This is a genomic window from Desulfofundulus sp. JL263-se (assembly GCF_056316025.1).
On the sequence record NZ_CM149993.1, the window covers coordinates 195,116 to 211,408 of the forward strand.

The 16,293-nt window shown below is 52.5% G+C and carries 13 protein-coding genes; all 13 read left to right on the forward strand.

The genetic code is table 11. The features are described 5' to 3' along the window. The first annotated feature begins 262 nt into the window (after positions 1 to 262). The 13 genes from ACX4JR_RS01040 to ACX4JR_RS01100 all read left to right on the forward strand — a co-directional run bounded on the left by ACX4JR_RS01040 (position 263) and on the right by ACX4JR_RS01100 (position 16,290). The gene (locus ACX4JR_RS01040; RefSeq protein ID WP_476059206.1) at positions 263 to 2,050 is read left to right on the forward strand and encodes a sigma 54-interacting transcriptional regulator; all 1,788 of its coding nucleotides are present in this window, start codon (positions 263 to 265) and stop codon (positions 2,048 to 2,050) included. A gap of 260 nt (positions 2,051 to 2,310) precedes the next feature. Beyond that, positions 2,311 to 3,546, forward strand: a complete 1,236-nt coding sequence (eam, locus tag ACX4JR_RS01045; RefSeq protein ID WP_476059207.1) for a glutamate 2,3-aminomutase — start codon at positions 2,311 to 2,313, stop codon at positions 3,544 to 3,546. 158 nt (positions 3,547 to 3,704) lie between these two features. Beyond that, positions 3,705 to 4,709 carry a TAXI family TRAP transporter solute-binding subunit gene (locus tag ACX4JR_RS01050; RefSeq protein WP_476059208.1) on the forward strand — a complete coding sequence of 335 codons (1,005 nt, stop codon included), beginning with the start codon at positions 3,705 to 3,707 and terminating at the stop codon, positions 4,707 to 4,709. A 2-nt stretch (positions 4,710 to 4,711) separates the two neighbouring features. Further along, positions 4,712 to 5,239: a DUF1850 domain-containing protein gene (locus tag ACX4JR_RS01055; RefSeq protein ID WP_476059209.1), complete on the forward strand. Its 528-nt coding sequence runs from the start codon at positions 4,712 to 4,714 to the stop codon at positions 5,237 to 5,239. Positions 5,240 to 5,320: 81 nt separating this feature from the next. Continuing rightward, complete coding sequence (locus ACX4JR_RS01060; RefSeq protein ID WP_476059210.1) at positions 5,321 to 7,552, forward strand: TRAP transporter permease; 2,232 nt, start codon at positions 5,321 to 5,323, stop codon at positions 7,550 to 7,552. A gap of 187 nt (positions 7,553 to 7,739) precedes the next feature. Next, positions 7,740 to 8,711: an ABC transporter ATP-binding protein gene (locus tag ACX4JR_RS01065; protein WP_476059211.1), complete on the forward strand. Its 972-nt coding sequence runs from the start codon at positions 7,740 to 7,742 to the stop codon at positions 8,709 to 8,711. A 21-nt stretch (positions 8,712 to 8,732) separates the two neighbouring features. Next, positions 8,733 to 9,704 (forward strand): ABC transporter ATP-binding protein, encoded by a 972-nt coding sequence (locus tag ACX4JR_RS01070; RefSeq protein WP_476059212.1) that lies wholly within the window; start codon positions 8,733 to 8,735, stop codon positions 9,702 to 9,704. 96 nt (positions 9,705 to 9,800) lie between these two features. Continuing rightward, the gene (locus tag ACX4JR_RS01075) at positions 9,801 to 11,417 is read left to right on the forward strand and encodes an ABC transporter substrate-binding protein (RefSeq protein WP_476059213.1); all 1,617 of its coding nucleotides are present in this window, start codon (positions 9,801 to 9,803) and stop codon (positions 11,415 to 11,417) included. A 140-nt stretch (positions 11,418 to 11,557) separates the two neighbouring features. Then, complete coding sequence (locus ACX4JR_RS01080; RefSeq protein ID WP_476059214.1) at positions 11,558 to 12,562, forward strand: ABC transporter permease; 1,005 nt, start codon at positions 11,558 to 11,560, stop codon at positions 12,560 to 12,562. Between the two features lie 13 nt (positions 12,563 to 12,575). Next, positions 12,576 to 13,484, forward strand: coding sequence for a nickel transporter permease (gene nikC / locus ACX4JR_RS01085; RefSeq protein WP_476059215.1), 909 nt, complete (start codon positions 12,576 to 12,578; stop codon positions 13,482 to 13,484). Positions 13,485 to 13,664: 180 nt separating this feature from the next. After that, positions 13,665 to 14,285: a DUF6305 family protein gene (locus tag ACX4JR_RS01090; RefSeq protein ID WP_476059216.1), complete on the forward strand. Its 621-nt coding sequence runs from the start codon at positions 13,665 to 13,667 to the stop codon at positions 14,283 to 14,285. Positions 14,286 to 14,291: 6 nt separating this feature from the next. Then, a complete protein-coding gene (locus ACX4JR_RS01095) occupies positions 14,292 to 15,662 on the forward strand; it encodes a sensor histidine kinase (protein ID WP_476059217.1) in 1,371 nt (456 codons plus the stop codon). Further along, complete coding sequence (locus tag ACX4JR_RS01100) at positions 15,646 to 16,290, forward strand: response regulator (protein ID WP_476059218.1); 645 nt, start codon at positions 15,646 to 15,648, stop codon at positions 16,288 to 16,290. Before ACX4JR_RS01095 ends, ACX4JR_RS01100 begins: the two co-directional genes overlap by 17 nt. The last annotated feature ends 3 nt before the right edge of the window (positions 16,291 to 16,293 follow it).

Consider the following 16,293-nt stretch of genomic DNA (forward strand, 5'->3'; position numbering starts at 1 on the left):
CCGTTGTCCGGGTTTGAAAATGGATCGGGAAACGGCGGTAATAAGGTGGCGCCTAGCACTGCCGCGGGGCTTGGGCCGGGGTGCGGGGTTTTAATGGCGGGAGTTTGGCCGTTGGGGTTTTCTTTTTCAAACTGCTTGGAACAGGTAAACAATTTATATTGAACTTTCAACAGGCGGTGTTTTAATATAATAAATAAAAAACGGAGGCATGGTATCAGCCTCCGTTTTTAGTATGATTTTGTACTTGGAGGATACAATCAATATGCTCAGCTTAATGCAGGTGAGGGAGACGGAACAGCGTATTTCAGACGCCATTGCCGCCGCCCTGAAAGTGGAGGTTGAAATCATAGACGCTGACCTGGTGCGGGTGGCGGGCACCGGCAAGGTCCGCTCGGGTGTGGGAAACCGTTTGTTGCGCGGGCTGGTTAACAAGCACGTGCTGCAAACGGGAGAACATGTGTTTATAAACAAGCCGGGCTACCACCCCATCTGCTTGTCGTGCCCCCTTTCAGGGACCTGTTTTTACAAGGCCTACCTTGTTTATCCCATTCGTGCCGAAAACAAGGTAATTGGCACCATCAGCCTTGTGGCCTTTGATGAAACCCAGAGAAGAACCCTTACCGATAACACCGAAACCCTTATCGATTTCGTGGGCCGTATGGCCGATTTGATTGCCGCCAAGGCCGTGGAGCGGGAAATGGTTAAGGAAAAGTTCGTCATGGCCAACAGGCTGGAAGCAGTGGTGGATTCGGTTTACGAGGGGGTTATGGCCATTGACGAGCGCGGGATAATTACTCATTTCAATCGCTCTGCGGAAAGGATGTTTGGGATTAAAAAGGAAAGGGTAGTGGGAAAGCCCGTTCAAAAAATTTTCGGCGGTATGCCCCTTTTGGAAGTGCTGCGGGAGGGAAGGGGCTTTGAGTCGAGGGAATATTTTATAAATTTCAGGGGCAAAAAGTTGCACTTGTGGGTTACCGCCAAGCTTATCCGCTCCGAGGAAGACGGCCCCGCGGGGGTTGTGGCCACGTTCCGGGATTTCCGGGAGGCCCAGAAACTGGCTTACCAGATTGTCACAACCCAGGAGATGATGGACTTTAATGACATCATCGGCGAGAGCAAGGCCATACGGGAGGTCAAGGCCAGAGCCGCCAAAGTGGCCCGCAGTAATTCCACCGTGCTTATTGTAGGGGAGAGCGGCACGGGCAAAGAGGTTTTTGCCCGGGCCATTCACTCCGCGGGGGCGCACGGCCACAAGCCCTTTGTGGCCATTAATTGCGGGGCCATACCGGAGAATCTATTGGAAAGCGAGCTCTTCGGCTACGAGGAAGGGGCCTTTACCGGCGCCAGGAGGGGCGGCAAGCCGGGTAAGTTTGAGCTGGCCAACGGCGGCACTCTGTTTTTGGATGAGATTGCCAATATGTCCCTGTACTTGCAGGCCAAGCTGCTGCGCGTCTTGCAGGAAAGGCAGGTAGAGCGGGTGGGCGGTACCCAGGTTATCCCCGTGGATATAAGGGTGATTGCGGCCACCAATAAAGATTTACAGGAGATGGTACGCCGGGGGCGCTTTCGGGAAGATTTGTATTACCGGCTCAGTGTTATTCCCCTGGTAATCCCTCCCTTAAGGGAGCGCCGGGAAGATATACCCTTGCTGCTGGAACATTACATGCGCCGCTTTGCCAAACTGCTGGGCAAGAACATAAAGGGCATCAGTGAAGAGGCCATGAAAATTTGCCTGGAATATTCCTGGCCCGGTAATGTCAGGGAATTGATCAATGCCGTGGAGTACGCCATCAACCTGGAAGAGGGCCCGCTGATTTTACCGGAGAGCCTTCCCCCGCGCCTGCGCCAAAAGAAGGAGAAGGTTCCGCTGCCGGTAAATTCGCTGGAAGTCAAGCCCCTGGAGCAGCTGGAAAAAGAGGCTATTAGCCGGGCTTTGGAAATTTATGGCTGGTCGGAGGAGGGTAAAAAGCGGGCTGCCGAAGCACTGGGCATCAGCAGGGCCACCATTTACCGGAAAATCAATAAGTACGGGCTTAGTGGTGAAAAATGAGGGCGCCTCTGGTAGGTTGCCGGTATAAACCTGCCGGAGGCTGTTTGTTTTGATAAAAGTTTTGCCGTAATGCCGGGCCGGAAAATCGATAAATACTGCTTGGGCAAGGAATAATAATTATGATATAAAGCTTTTTTAATAAATTTTTTATTTTTTTTCTTTAAGAAGGAATTGAATAAAAAACGGGGAATATATAGTTCGATTCCAACTTACTTTTAAAAACAAGTTGTTGCAGTTAACTCTAAAATGAGGTGAATTTAATGGGTATTTCTGAAAAACGAAAAATGGCCCTGAAAAGGGCTGAGGAACTTAAGGACCGTATTAAGGAATATTTGGAAGCGTCTAAAAATATTCCTACCGGGTTTAAGCTGGAAAAGGAATACGAGGCCAGGAAAAAGAAAATTTTGGCTTATTTCGGCGCCGGTGAAGAGGACTGGAATGACTGGCGCTGGCAGCTGCGCAACAGGATAAGTGATGTAGAAACCCTGCGGCAATTTTTATCGATGTCGGATGAAGAAGTAAAGCAGCTTGAAGAGGTTAGTAAAAAGTTCCGCTGGGCCATTTCCCCTTACTACCTCAGCCTCATGGACCCGGCTGACCCGGAGTGCCCGGTGCGTATGCAGGGTGTGCCCAGCATACGGGAATTGATGGACACCTGCGGCGAGGATGACCCCATGGCGGAAGAATACACTTCCCCGGCCCCGCGAATTACCCGGCGCTATGCCGACCGGCTGATTATTAATGTTACCAACCAGTGTGCCATGTTTTGCCGGCACTGCCAGCGCCGGAGGAATATAGGAGAAGTGGATAAGCCGGCGCCGGTGGAAGATATTGAGGCCGCCATCGATTATATCCGGAAAAACCCGGAGATCCGGGACGTATTGATTACGGGCGGCGACCCCTTTACTCTATCTGACGACAGGCTGGACTGGATACTTTCCGAGCTGGATAAAATTGAGCACGTGGAAATTAAGCGCATCGGCAGCAGAACTCCGGTAACCATGCCCCAGCGCATAACCCCGGAGCTTTGCAATATGCTGGAAAAGCACCACCCGCTGTATCTGAATACCCATTTCAACCATCCCAAGGAAGTGACCGGGGAAGCACTGCGGGCCACAAGGTTGCTTGCCAAGGCGGGCATTCAACTGGGTAACCAGGCCGTTTTACTGAAAGGGATTAACAATGACAAGCATGTGATGAAAAAATTAAATCATGAATTGTTGAAGATACATGTCCGCCCGTACTATATTTTCCATGCCAAGCCTGTAAGGGGTACCACTCACTTTATGCCCACCGTTCAGGAGGGGCTGGAAATAATGGAGAACTTGCGCGGCTATACCTCAGGCCTGGCCATACCGTGGTACATCATCAATGCCCCGGGAGGTGCCGGCAAGACTCCGCTGCTGCCCCAGTACCTGCTGTCCATGGGCAAGGATTATGTAATGATCAGGACCTGGGAAGGCAAGGTATTCCGCTGTCCCAACGGTGTTATTTAGATAGCTCGGCCTGGACAGGATTCACAGGATAAAATTGAATATAAATAGTCCAGTTTTATCCTGTTTATCCTGTGCGCTTAATTTCTTTAGTTAATTAACAGAATATTTGAGAAATTACTGATTTTTTAAAAAAATAAAAATAAAAAGGAGGTCTTACAATGCGGAAGTCGTGGGTATTGTTACTGGCCCTGGTGCTGGCGGCATCCCTGGTGGTGGCCGGCTGTGGGGGGTCAGGCCAGGAAGGAAGCAGGCAGGGAGGAGAAAAAGGCGGAGCAACCACTAACTTGTTGATGGCCACAGGCGGTACGGGAGGTACTTATTACCCGCTGGGCGGCGCCATTGCGGAAGTTTGGAGCAACAAAATTGAAGGGGTTAACGTTACTGTTCAGTCTACCGGTGCTTCCGTGGAAAATATTCGTCTCCTGGCCAGCGGCGAAACCGACCTGGCCATGGCCATGAACGGGGTTGCCCAGGCGGCCTGGCAGGGTAAAGATGATTTTGAAGGCAACGCCGTGAACAACATTGCCGGGGTGGGAGTAATTTACCCCGAGGTTATGCAAATTGTCACTCCCAAGGACTCGGGCATCAAGACCGTTGCGGACCTGAAGGGCAAGCGGGTATCCATTGGGCCCGTGGGCAGCGGCACCGCATCTGCTGCTATCAAAATCTTGAAGGCATATGGTATTGATCCCGACAAGGACATTCAAAAGTTCCAGGATACCTTTGCCGATGCCGCCAGAAAGTTGAAGGACGGTCTCCTGGACGCCGCCTTTGCGGTGCTGGCCGTTCCAGCTGCCAATATAGTGGACATTTCCACTGCCACTCCGGTTGATATCGTTGACATTACCGGGGACGGGCTGGACAAATTGCTGGAGCAGGCTCCTGCCTTCAGTCCCTACGAAATTCCTGCGGGAACCTATAAGGGGCAGGATGAAACCAGCTATACCGTGGCCCAGTGGGCATCTCTCTACGTGCCCGAGGATATGGATGAGGAACTGGTATACAACCTGACCAAAGAAATGTACGAGAATGTGGCAACCATTGCCAAGGCCCACGACCGCGGCAACCAGATTACCCTGGATAATGCCGTGAAGGGCTTTGACCCGGTACCCCTGCACCCGGGTGCAGTAAAATACTACAAGGAAAAGGGTATTCTTGAGTAAGAATGATTGGCCTTCGCCGTATTTCTTGTGTTAAAATAGCTCTTGGCTTGTTTGGCCTGCTTTTAGTGGTGGTGCCGGCAGCGTGGCTTCTGGCACCACCGGCAATTTTAATTGTTCAGGAACACCAGACCGGTAAAGTCCTTTTCCGCAGGCCTGTGGATACAGGCGAAACCTTCACCCTGCATTACGTTCACTCCATTACCGAGCAGCCGGTGGAGGAAGTTTATTACGTAAAAGACAGTCATACCCTGGCCTTGAAGGAAATGCGTTACGATTCCTTTGGCTCCAACTTGCCTGCCGGCCCGGAGAATCTGGCTAATGAAAGCACCACCTTTAGTGTTGAAGAGGGCTATTACAAAGTTACTTATCAAAACCGCACCTTTGATCGTGTGCCTTTAAGGGTGGGGCAAGTGATAGCCGACCATACCTTGTTTTTCCGCGACGGTGCCCGCCTGCGTCTTTTGGATGTTACTCATGGCGGCAGTTACGTGGATTTTTATGTAAGACCCTTCTTTTATGTTTTCTGGTGAATAATTCCTTCCTGTATATTTTACCTCGTTCAGAAGCCCCCGCCTTTGTACCGGCAAGAATAGGAAGCGACAGGTGATCACATGGCAAAAACTCATAACAATCAGCTGAATAAGAATAACGGGAAAGAAATTAAGGCAAAACAGCAGGAAAAAAAAGTAAATGCATATGACGGTAACAATAACGGAAAATCCGAGGTGGACGCCCAGGCAGTTATTGAAAAATATGACGTGGGGGCCAATTACCGCAAAGAACCTGCCCTGGGAAATTGGCGCTGGCTCGTCTTTTCGGTAGCCATTATTTTAAGTTTGTTCCAGCTGTATACCGCCGTGTTTGGCACGCTGCCCTCCAACCAGCAGCGGGGCTTTCACGTGGCCATGGCCCTGGGATTGATTTTCCTGCTCTATCCCGGTAATAAGAAAGGGATAGTTCAAGTTTCCCCGGGCAATTGGGCAATGACCGGGGCACTAATGGGTACGGCGGGCTACCTTTATTTTATTCAGGAAATAAGCCTGCCCGTTGCTGCGGCGGCAATTATCGTTTTAGGCTTGTTCCAGACAGCCAAGTATTATAATAAGCAGTTCCATGGAGTACCGGTTCCCGATCTTATTCTGGCCGCCCTGGGGTTCAGCGCGGGACTGTATCAATTCTTCTTCTATGAGGACATAATTTCCAGGGTGGGCATGTATAATGACCTGGATTACGTCATGGCGGGGGTAGGTGTGCTGCTGGTGCTGGAGGCGGCCCGGAGGTGCGTGGGGCTTCCCATTGTGGTTTTGGCTACGGCTCTCCTGGCCTATGCCTACCTGGGGCCCTACATGCCCGGCTTTTTCCAGCAGAGAGGCTTCAGCGTGGAAAGGATTATTTCCCATTCCTTTTTGAGCCTTGAGGGTATCTTCGGCATACCCATCTCCATTTCCGCCACTTTCATTTACCTGTTTTTGATGTTCGGCGTAATATTGCAAAAAACCGGCCTGGAAAGGTTTTTTACCGACCTGGCCATGTCCATGACCGGGTGGATGACCGGAGGTACCGCCAAGGTGGGTGTCCTTACCAGTGTTTTTTCCGGCATGATTACGGGAAGTTCCGTTGCCAACACCGTGGGAAACGGTGTATTTACCATCCCCATGATGAAGAAGTCGGGTTACAGGCCGGAATTTGCCGCCGCCGTGGAGGCCGCTTCTTCCACCGGCGGACAGATTACTCCGCCCATTATGGGCTCGGCTGCCTTTTTGATGATCGAGTTTACGGGCCTGCAGTATTCGGAAATTATCAAGGCAGCTGTAATTCCCGCCCTGCTGTTTTTTACCGGGCAGTTCATTATGATTCACTTTGAGTCAAAGCGCGTGGGCGTTAAGGGGGTACCCCGCAGCCAGCTGACTCCCCTTTCTTACCTTTTAACCAGGCAGGGGTACTTGTTATTGCCCATTATTGTAATTATTGTCATTTTGTCCATGGGCATGTCGGCCATGCGGGCGGCTTTAATGGGCATTGCCACCGCCCTGCTGGTTAATATCATTACCATGATAGTAGCGGCCCTGCTGGGCAAGTATAGGAAACTGGAATTCAAATTAACCCTGCCCGTCTTGCTGGAAATTCTGGCGGAATCGGCCCGGGTGGCCCTGCCGGTGATTGCGGCCTGTGCCGCTGCCGGAATTATCGTGGGTGTTATAACCTTGACGGGCCTGGGCCTGAGGATTTCCGGCGGGATACTGGACCTGGCCCAGGGGAAATTGCTTTTAACCATGTTCTTCACCATGATAGCCAGTATTATTCTGGGTATGGGCCTGCCCACCACTGCCAACTACGTTATTACCGCCACCATGGCTGCCCCCGCCCTGCTGGCCTTTGATAATATTCCCGTAATAGCCGCCCACTTGTTTGTATTTTACTTCGGCATTGTGGCGGACATTACGCCGCCGGTGGCCCTGGCGGCCTATGCCGGCTCGGGCCTGGCGAACAGCAATCCCATGCTGACTGCTATCCAGGCCGTGCGGATTGCCGCAGGTGCATTTCTGGTACCCTACATGTTTGTTTTATCGCCCCAGCTTTTAATGGTGGATGCTACTCTGGTTACCTTTGCCAGGGCCCTGGGCACCGCTATTCTGGGAATGTTCTGCCTGGGTACCGCCATGGCGGGGTTCATTGACAGGCGCCTGTCGGTCGTGGAGCGGTTTCTGCTTATAGCGGCGGGATTGGGTCTGCTTTATGCCGGGATATACAGCGACCTTATCGGTCTGGCTGTATTTGCGGCCATTTATGTATACCAAAAATTTATGAGCAGGAGGGACTCCAAAGTTAAAGTTGCCTCATAAGGGGAAAACTGCATAATTATTCATAAAAACCACCCCCGGCTAAAATTTGTCAGGGGTGGTTTTCTTTTTGTCTTGAAACAGTGAGAGAAAAAAAGATAAATAATAGGAGTTAAAAAGTAGGGTGTGTAATTTACTTAAGAATTTTGTCATATTCAGTATGTTTGAAAATATATGCAGGAGGACGTTTATGAGCCGGCCACTGTTAGAGGTCAGGGACCTGAAAACCCACTTCTTTACCAGGGCTGGAGTGGTTAAAGCAGTGAACGGGGTCAGTTTTTCCCTCAATGAAGGGGAGACCCTGGGGATTGTGGGTGAATCGGGCTCGGGGAAAACCATAACAGCCATGTCTGTCATGCGCCTGATACCCAGCCCGCCGGGAAAAATTGTGGGGGGAAGTATTTTATATAAGGGTACCGACCTGGTTACCCTGCCGGAGGCCAAAATGCGGGAAATCAGGGGGGATCAAATTTCTATGATATTTCAGGACCCGATGACCTCCCTGAACCCGGTTCTTACCGTGGGTTACCAGATAGCCGAGGTGCTCATGCTGCACCGGAAAAAAAATAAAAAAGAGGCCATGGAGCAGGCCGTGGAAATGCTCAGGCAGGTGGGCATCCCCGAGCCGGAGAAAAGGGCGGAAAGCTACCCGCACCAGTTAAGCGGGGGCATGCGCCAGCGGGCCATGATAGCCATGGCCCTGGCCTGCCAGCCCGGTTTACTGATAGCGGACGAGCCTACAACTGCCCTGGATGTTACCATTCAGGCGCAGATATTGGACTTGATGAAGAAACTGCAGAAAAAAACGGGAACGGCCATTATTATGATTACCCACGACCTGGGTGTGGTGGCGGAGCTGTGCCAGAAAGTGCTGGTAATGTATGCCGGGGAGCCGGTGGAACAGGCTGATGTGGAGACCGTCTTCAATAGTCCCGGGCATCCTTATACCCGGGGGCTGCTGGGTTCCTTGCCCGATCTGGACAGTGATGATAAAAGAAGACTCACCCCCATTAAAGGAGTGCCCCCTGACCTGAGGCACCTGCCGCCGGGCTGTAATTTTGCTAATCGCTGCCGAGAGGTACGGGACCGCTGCCTGGCCGAAAGTCCCGCGCCGGTGGAAATCAGCCCCGGCCACGTGGTTGCCTGCCACTTGTACAGTTAACTAAAAAGAGGTGGACGGAAAATGCCCGCAGCTGAGCCGTTGCTCAAGGTGGAAAACTTAAAAAAATATTTTCCCATTTACAAGGGCATCCTTCCCAGGGCCGCCGCCCATGTTAAGGCCGTGGACGGTGTTTCCCTGCAGGTTGAAGAGGGAGAAATATTGGGGCTGGTGGGGGAAAGCGGGTGCGGTAAATCCACCACAGGCAGGCTGATTGTCCGTCTCCTGGATCCCACCGGGGGCAAGGTGATCTTTAAAGGGAAGGACATTTCCCGCCTGGGCCAGGACGAGCTGCGCCCCCTGCGCCGGGAGATGCAGATGGTTTTTCAGGACCCTTATGCTTCCCTGAATCCCCGCATGACAGTGGGCGACATAATCGCCGAGCCGCTGGTGGTCAATAAACTTGCCGGCGGGAAAGAACTGAAGGACCGGGTGTGGGAACTTTTAGAAACGGTTGGGCTGAGCAGTTATCATGCCTCCAAGTATCCCCACGAGTTCAGCGGGGGGCAGAGGCAGAGAATCGGTATAGCCCGGGCCCTGGCGGTCAACCCCAGGCTGGTGATATGCGACGAGCCGGTATCGGCCCTGGATGTTTCCATTCAGGCTCAGGTCATCAACCTGCTGGAGGACCTGCAGAGGGATTTCGGTTTGACCCTGATTTTCATATCCCACGATTTAAGCGTGGTAAAGCATATCAGTGACCGGGTGGCGGTGATGTACCTGGGGAAAGTAATGGAACTGGCGGACTGCCGCACCCTGTATTCCCACCCGCAGCATCCCTATACCCGGGCCTTGCTTTCGGCCATACCGGTACCCAGGCCCAATTACAAAAAGGAAAGAATTATTCTCTCGGGGGACGTGCCCAGCCCTGTCAGCCCGCCGCCGGGGTGCCGTTTTCATACCCGCTGCCCCGAGAGAAAGGAAATATGCCGGGAACAGGAGCCTGAGCTAAAGGATACCGGTTCAGGGCACTATGTTGCCTGTCATTTGAGGTAATTTGGGGGGAAAAGGAGGTGGGACAGGGAGGAAATTTTTTTGACAGGATTAACAGGGTACAGGATTTCAATTAAATTATGGAGGGGGATGTAACAAATGAAAAGAAAGGTTCTGCTTCTTTGCCTGGCAGTGCTCCTGGGACTGTCCCTCCTGCTCGCCGGCTGCGGCGGGGAAGGGGCCGGCAAAGAGGGCGCCGGGGAGCCCGGGAAACAGGAAAATATCCTGGTTTGGGGCCGCGGCGGTGATTCGGTGGGCCTTGACCCGGCCATCGTCACCGACGGTGAATCGGCCAAGGTCACCATCAACATCTATGACACCCTGGTGGAGTATGAGTCCGACAGCACCAAGGTTCGTCCTGCCCTGGCCACCGACTGGAGCGTGTCCGAGGACGGCACCGTATGGACCTTCAAGCTGAGGAAAGGTGTAAAGTTCCACGACGGCACTGATTTTAACGCCGACGCCGTGGTTTATAACTTCGAGCGCTGGATAAACAAGGACCACCCGCTGAACAACGGCGAGTGCAAATACTGGGCCTACATGTTTAACGGTTACGGCGAGGACAGTATCGTCAAGTCTGTGGAGGCTACCGGCGAGTATGAAGTAAAAATTACCCTGAGAGAGCCCTTTGCTCCTTTCATCCAGAACATAGCCATGTTCTCCTTTGCCATCGCCAGCCCTGCTGCCATGGAAAAATACGGTGAAGATTTCTTCAAACACCCCGTGGGTACCGGGCCCTTCAAGTTTGTAGAGTGGGTCCCGGACGATAAGATTGTTCTGAAGAAAAATGAAGATTACTTGGGCGAAAAGGCCAAAATCGATGAACTGGTATTCCGCTCCATACCCGACAATTCCGCCCGCTTCCTGGAGCTGCAGGCCGGGACCGTTGATATTATAGACGGCGTGAACCCCGACGACGTGGCGGCGGCAAAGAGCAATGAAAACCTTAAAGTAGTGCTCAGGCCCGGTATGAATGTGGGCTACCTGGCCATGCACACGGAAAAGGAGCCCTTCGATAACCCGCTGGTGCGCCGGGCGATCAATCATGCCATCAACAAAGAAGCCATCATCGAGGCATTCTTTGCCGGGCTGGCCAAGCCGGCCAAGAATCCCTTGCCTCCTTCCCTGTGGGGTTATAACGATGACATCGAGCCGTACGAGTACGATCCTGCCAAAGCCAAGGCCCTCCTGGCCGAAGCGGGATACCCGGACGGCTTCAAGACCACCCTGTGGGCCATGCCCAATCCAAGGCCCTACATGCCCCAGCCGCAAAAGATTGCCGAGGCCATCCAGGCCGACCTGGCAAAAGTGGGTGTTGAGGCTGAGATTGTCAGCTACGAGTGGGGTACTTACCTGGAGAAGGCTGAAAACGGTGAACATGACATGATTCTTTTGGGCTGGATCGGTGATAACGGCGACCCGGATAACTTCCTGTATGTATTGCTGGATAAGGATAATGCCGTTAAAGGCAGTTCCTCAAACTATGCCTTCTACAAGAATGACGAGGTGCACGACCTGTTAATCGGGGCCCAAAAGGAAATGGACCAGGAAAAGAGGGCGCAAATGTACCGGGATGCCCAGGAGATTATACACGAAGACGCCCCCTGGGTACCCCTGACCCATACCACTCCCCCGCTGGTCATGCACAAATATGTAAAGGGATATGTACCGCATCCCACCGGTATGGAGAAGCTGAATACCGTAAGCGTTCAGTAGTTTAAATGTTAATGGACTTATCCTGCCCGTGCCCCCCGAGGGGGCACGGGCGATGACTTGCCGTTTGCCCGGAAGCGGTCGGCTTGAGATGAGCGGGGGCGAACGGCAAAGTCCGAGCCTCGTTTTGAGGGGGACTTGAAGTGTTTAACTATATAATAAAAAGATTACTCATGATCATCCCTGTAATCATTGGAGTATCTATTCTGTCTTTTCTCCTTATTCACCTGGTTCCCGGTGACCCGGCCCGCATGATGCTGGGGGAAAGGGCCACACCCCAGGCCCTGGCTGAATTGCGGGAATCCCTGGGGCTGGATGACCCGCTGCCGGTGCAGTACGCGCGCTTTGTGAATAAAGCCGTGCACGGGGACTTGGGCCGCTCGGTCCGCAGCAAGCTGCCGGTAACCGAGGAGATGGCCCGTAAATTTCCCGCCACCCTTGAACTTACTCTTTTCGCCCTGACCATTGCCGTTATTGTAGGGGGGCTGGCGGGAATAATCTCGGCCGTGAGGCCCTATTCCCTTTTCGATAATTTATCCATGGGGATGGCCTTGTTCGGGGTATCTATTCCCATTTTCTGGCTGGGCTTGATGCTTATATGGCTTTTCGGGGTGAAGTTTCACCTGCTGCCCCCCTCGGGGCGGCTAAGTATCGGGACAGAGCTGCAAACAATCACCAATCTTTACCTGCTCGACAGTATTTTAACGGGGAACTGGAAAGCCTTTAAAGACGCCCTGGCTCATATCATTATGCCGGCCGCGGCCCTCTCCACCATACCCATGGCCATGATTGCCCGGGTTACCCGGTCCAGCATGCTGGAAGTACTGGGCCAGGATTACATTCGTACGGCATGGGCCAAGGGGCTGCCGGGGAAGCTGGTTATATTCCGTCACGCCTTAAAAAATGCATTCTTGCCGGTTTTAACGGTTATCGGCCTGCAATTTGGCTATCTTTTAGGCGGCGCTGTAATGACTGAGGAGATTTTTTCCTGGCCGGGGGTGGGGCGCTGGCTGTTCGTGGCCATTGCTGCCAGGGATTTCCCCGTTGTTCAGGGCGGTATTTTAATGGTATCCCTTATTTTCGTGACTATTAACCTGTTGGTCGACATCCTTTACACCTATGTTGACCCGAGGATTCGTTTCGACTGAGGAGGTCCGGGACATGACGGTACCTGAGGCAAGGGCAACCGGTAAAGCTGTGGATCTGGCTTTGGAATCTTCAAGCAGGGGACCTTGGGCGGAGGGATTCCGCCGGCTTTTGCGCCAGAAGACAGCCGTGCTGGGCCTGTGCATAGTGAGCGTCCTGGTGCTGACTGCCCTGCTGGCACCCGTACTGGCGCCTTACGATCCCGAAAGCCCCGACTTGCCGAACCGGCTGCAGCCCCCGTCGGCGGAACACCCCTTTGGCACCGATGCCCTGGGCAGGGATATTCTGAGCCGCATTATCTACGGCTCGCGCATTTCTATCCAGGTGGGTATTATTGCAGTGGGCATTTCCCTGTTATGCGGCACCCTGCTGGGGGCGGTGTCCGGGTATTACGGCGGCAAGCTTGACCTGGTGATAATGCGGTTTATTGACATCCTTATGGCCTTCCCTTATATTTTGCTGGCCATCGCTATTACGGCCATGCTGGGGCCCGGGCTGACCAATGCCATGATTGCCATCGGCATTGTGGGCATACCCATTTACGCCCGGGTGGTAAGGGGCGCCGTATTATCCGTAAAGGAGATGGAATACATAGAGGCCGCCAGGGTTTGCGGCTGCAGCAATTACAGGATAATATTCAGGCACGTGCTGCCCAATTGCCTGGCCCCTCTTATTGTCCAGGCCACGCTGGGCATAGGCACCGCCATCCTGGATGCCGCCGGCCTGGGCTTTTTGGGACTCGGGGCCCAGCCCCCTACTCCGGAGTGGGGCATCATGCTGAATAAGGGCAAGGATGTCATGCAAATTGCCCCTTGGGTGATAATGTTCCCGGGAGCGGCAATATTGCTGGTGGTGCTGGGATTCAACCTGCTGGGGGACGGCCTGCGGGATGCCCTTGACCCCAGGCTCAAGGATTCTCAATAAGGGGTCGGATCTCAAATTTGACATATTGTTGAATGTTAAGACCTGACCTCCTGCTTAAGACTGCGGCGCGATAGAACACAGCTTCTGGCTGTGTTTTTTTATTTTTGGCAAAAATATCAGAAAATACCGGCATATTACGGGCAGGTAATCACTTAACCGGCCTCGAAAGGTATACTTTTGTTGGCTAAAAGAACCTTACGGGGGCGGCGGCTGTTGCGCAGGTTTGTCGTTTTGATGTTAATATTAATCATTTTATCCCTTTTTTACGCCTTTCCCCGCAATTCAGGGGGGAGGCCGTGGACAGTACCTCATCTTCCCCGCCCGGTGGCGGAGAAAAGGGTAATGGTTACAACTGCCGGGCAAAGTACCGACGGCCTGATCATCGCCCGGGTGTTGAAGGAACTGCATTTATCCTATTCCTACCGCAAGAAGGCCGGCGGCGAGGATTTCTTCCAGTGGTTTGAAAGCCTGGTTCTGGTTCTGGGATACAGCCGTACGGGCCTTAAAAAGGTTAACCTGGACTTTGAGGAGGAAATGGGGCGGGTGCAGGGCCTGGTGGATGCGGCGCGCCGGAAGGGCGGTGCCGTCATTGTGGTTCACGTGGGCGGGAAAGACCGGCGGGGAGGAAGGGACGATATTTTAATCAGGCGCTTTGCACCCCAGGCCGACTATTTAATTGTGGTCCGGGATGGAAATTTTGATAACTTGTTCGGTCAAATAGCTTCCCAAAAGGGTATTCCCCTTACCGTTTGCAAGGACATAAGGGACGTAAAGGCTCCTTTGAATTCCGCGTACAGGTGAAGGGCAATGTCCGATAAAAATCTGAATACTTTCTGGGCCGGGCTCTTGTCAATTATTATTGCAGCGGTAATACTGTTTTCCCTTCAGCCCGCATTTTTTCTGGTACTGGAAATAATCGAGTCCAGCATAAAAAATGTGAACAGCGCCTTGCTGATTCTGGCCGGTGGCCTGTATTCTTTAAGCGTAACCGCGGGGGCCGTACCCCTTATGTTGGGAAGTTTCATGATAAGTGGTGTAATTACCAAGAAATATTCCCACCGGCTTGGCGGGGAGATTTCCTTCGGGGTTAATTTGCTTACTGCCGTAGTCCTTTACTTCCTTGTTTTCCGGCTGGCGGGATTTCGTCCCAATATCTTTATTCCTGTGATTGTTACCGGTTTTATATTCCTTGCGGCAGCGCCCCGGCATAGGAGGCTAAAAATTATTCACAGGGTCACCATAACTTTCCAGCTGCTGCTGGGCTGTTACTGGCTGAACCTCAGTCCCTTTTTGGACCGCTTCGGGTGGGGAAGGGACGAAATAGCCGTGAGCATCAAGTTGAGTGCAGCTTACCTTAATTCCAGGCCCGTTATGAGTTTTATCAGCATGTCTTTTTTCATCCCCCTGGTGCTGATAGCCGTTATAACCTCGGTTTTAATTAATAATTATTACCGGCAGATTAAGCAAATAGAGGATGCCAAGCAGAAGGAAAAGGAGCTGCAGCGCTACCGGCTGCAGTCCATACAGGTCAGGTCCCTCCAGGAAATGCATTCTCTGGTACACGACTTGAAAACTCCCCTGATGACAATTAACGGACTGTGCTCCCTCCTGGAAATGAAATACCTGCGGGATGAAAAGGACAGGGAGTATTTTCGCAGGATTGACCGCTCGGTAACCAGCATGAACGAGATGATTTCGGAAATACTCCATGAAAATGTCAAGAGGGTAATTGGTGTGCCGGAATTGATCAATTACGTACAGGCGCAGATAATTCCCGAGAAGACAGAGCAAGAAGTTAATTTCCGTGTTGAGGACGGCCTGCCGCGTATTAAAGTAAACAGGGTGCGCTTTGCCCGGGCCCTTATCAACCTCCTGGAAAATGCCCTGGAGGCAACCGGGGGCATGGAAAACGGCAGGATAGATATTGTTGCCGGCAGTGACTCCGGGGGTGTCCGTATTTCCGTAACCGATAACGGAGTGGGTATTTCCCCGGAAAACCTGGATAAAATTTGGGAAACGGGCTTCAGTACCGGGAACTCGTCCGGGCTGGGCTTGCCCTTTGTGAAAAAAGTAATCGAGGACCACGGGGGTGTCATTGAAGTTTCCAGCAGGGCCGGAGAGGGGACTACCTTTACCATATATTTGCGGGGGGAAGAAGCGGGTGACAGATGCCAGTAAACTTGTTTTGATAATTGATGATGATGAAGATATTCGCTTCACCATTGGGGAAATATGCTCTCTGGCGGGGTGGAAGGCTGTAACCGCCGCCGACGGCAGGGAGGGGCTCCGTCTTTTCCAGGAAAGGAATCCCCATATTGTGCTGGTGGACCACCATATGCCCGGGATGGACGGGCTGAATACCGTAAAGAAAATACGTGAGCTTGATAAGGTAACTCCCATCCTGGTGCTTACCGTGGATGAAAGACAGGATCTCGCTGATGCCTATCTGGAGGCCGGGGCTACCGATTTTGCCTTGAAGCCCATCAGGGCCCCGGATTTGATAAGCAGAATCAAAGTGAATTTAAAGATAAGGCAATTGCAAAGGGAAATGGCCGGGGAACGGAGGGAGCTCTTCCCGGAAAAGGGGATCAACAGCGCCACTTTGAAAATAATAGTCAATTGCCTGGAGAAAAGGAATGATGCCCTGGCCATAGAGGACATCTGCCGGGAGGTAAACCTCGCCTATCCCACGGTGCACAGGTATTTGCAGTACCTGGTGGAGGCCGGCAGTGCCGGCGTGGAAATATTTTACGGCAGTTGCGGCAGGAGGGGCCGGCCTAAGAATTTATATTATTTAAAACATTGAAAG

Excerpts from the sequence above, each read along its gene's own strand:
- ACX4JR_RS01075 (WP_476059213.1), top strand. The coding sequence starts at position 9,801 with ATGAAAAGAAAGGTTCTGCTTCTTTGCCTGGCAGTGCTCCTGGGACTG.
- ACX4JR_RS01040 (WP_476059206.1), top strand. The coding sequence starts at position 263 with ATGCTCAGCTTAATGCAGGTGAGGGAGACGGAACAGCGTATTTCAGAC.
- ACX4JR_RS01055 (WP_476059209.1), top strand. The coding sequence starts at position 4,712 with ATGATTGGCCTTCGCCGTATTTCTTGTGTTAAAATAGCTCTTGGCTTG.
- nikC (WP_476059215.1), top strand. The coding sequence starts at position 12,576 with ATGACGGTACCTGAGGCAAGGGCAACCGGTAAAGCTGTGGATCTGGCT.
- ACX4JR_RS01060 (WP_476059210.1), top strand. The coding sequence starts at position 5,321 with ATGGCAAAAACTCATAACAATCAGCTGAATAAGAATAACGGGAAAGAA.
- ACX4JR_RS01070 (WP_476059212.1), top strand. The coding sequence starts at position 8,733 with ATGCCCGCAGCTGAGCCGTTGCTCAAGGTGGAAAACTTAAAAAAATAT.
- eam (WP_476059207.1), top strand. The coding sequence starts at position 2,311 with ATGGGTATTTCTGAAAAACGAAAAATGGCCCTGAAAAGGGCTGAGGAA.
- ACX4JR_RS01065 (WP_476059211.1), top strand. The coding sequence starts at position 7,740 with ATGAGCCGGCCACTGTTAGAGGTCAGGGACCTGAAAACCCACTTCTTT.
- ACX4JR_RS01095 (WP_476059217.1), top strand. The coding sequence starts at position 14,292 with ATGTCCGATAAAAATCTGAATACTTTCTGGGCCGGGCTCTTGTCAATT.
- ACX4JR_RS01050 (WP_476059208.1), top strand. The coding sequence starts at position 3,705 with ATGCGGAAGTCGTGGGTATTGTTACTGGCCCTGGTGCTGGCGGCATCC.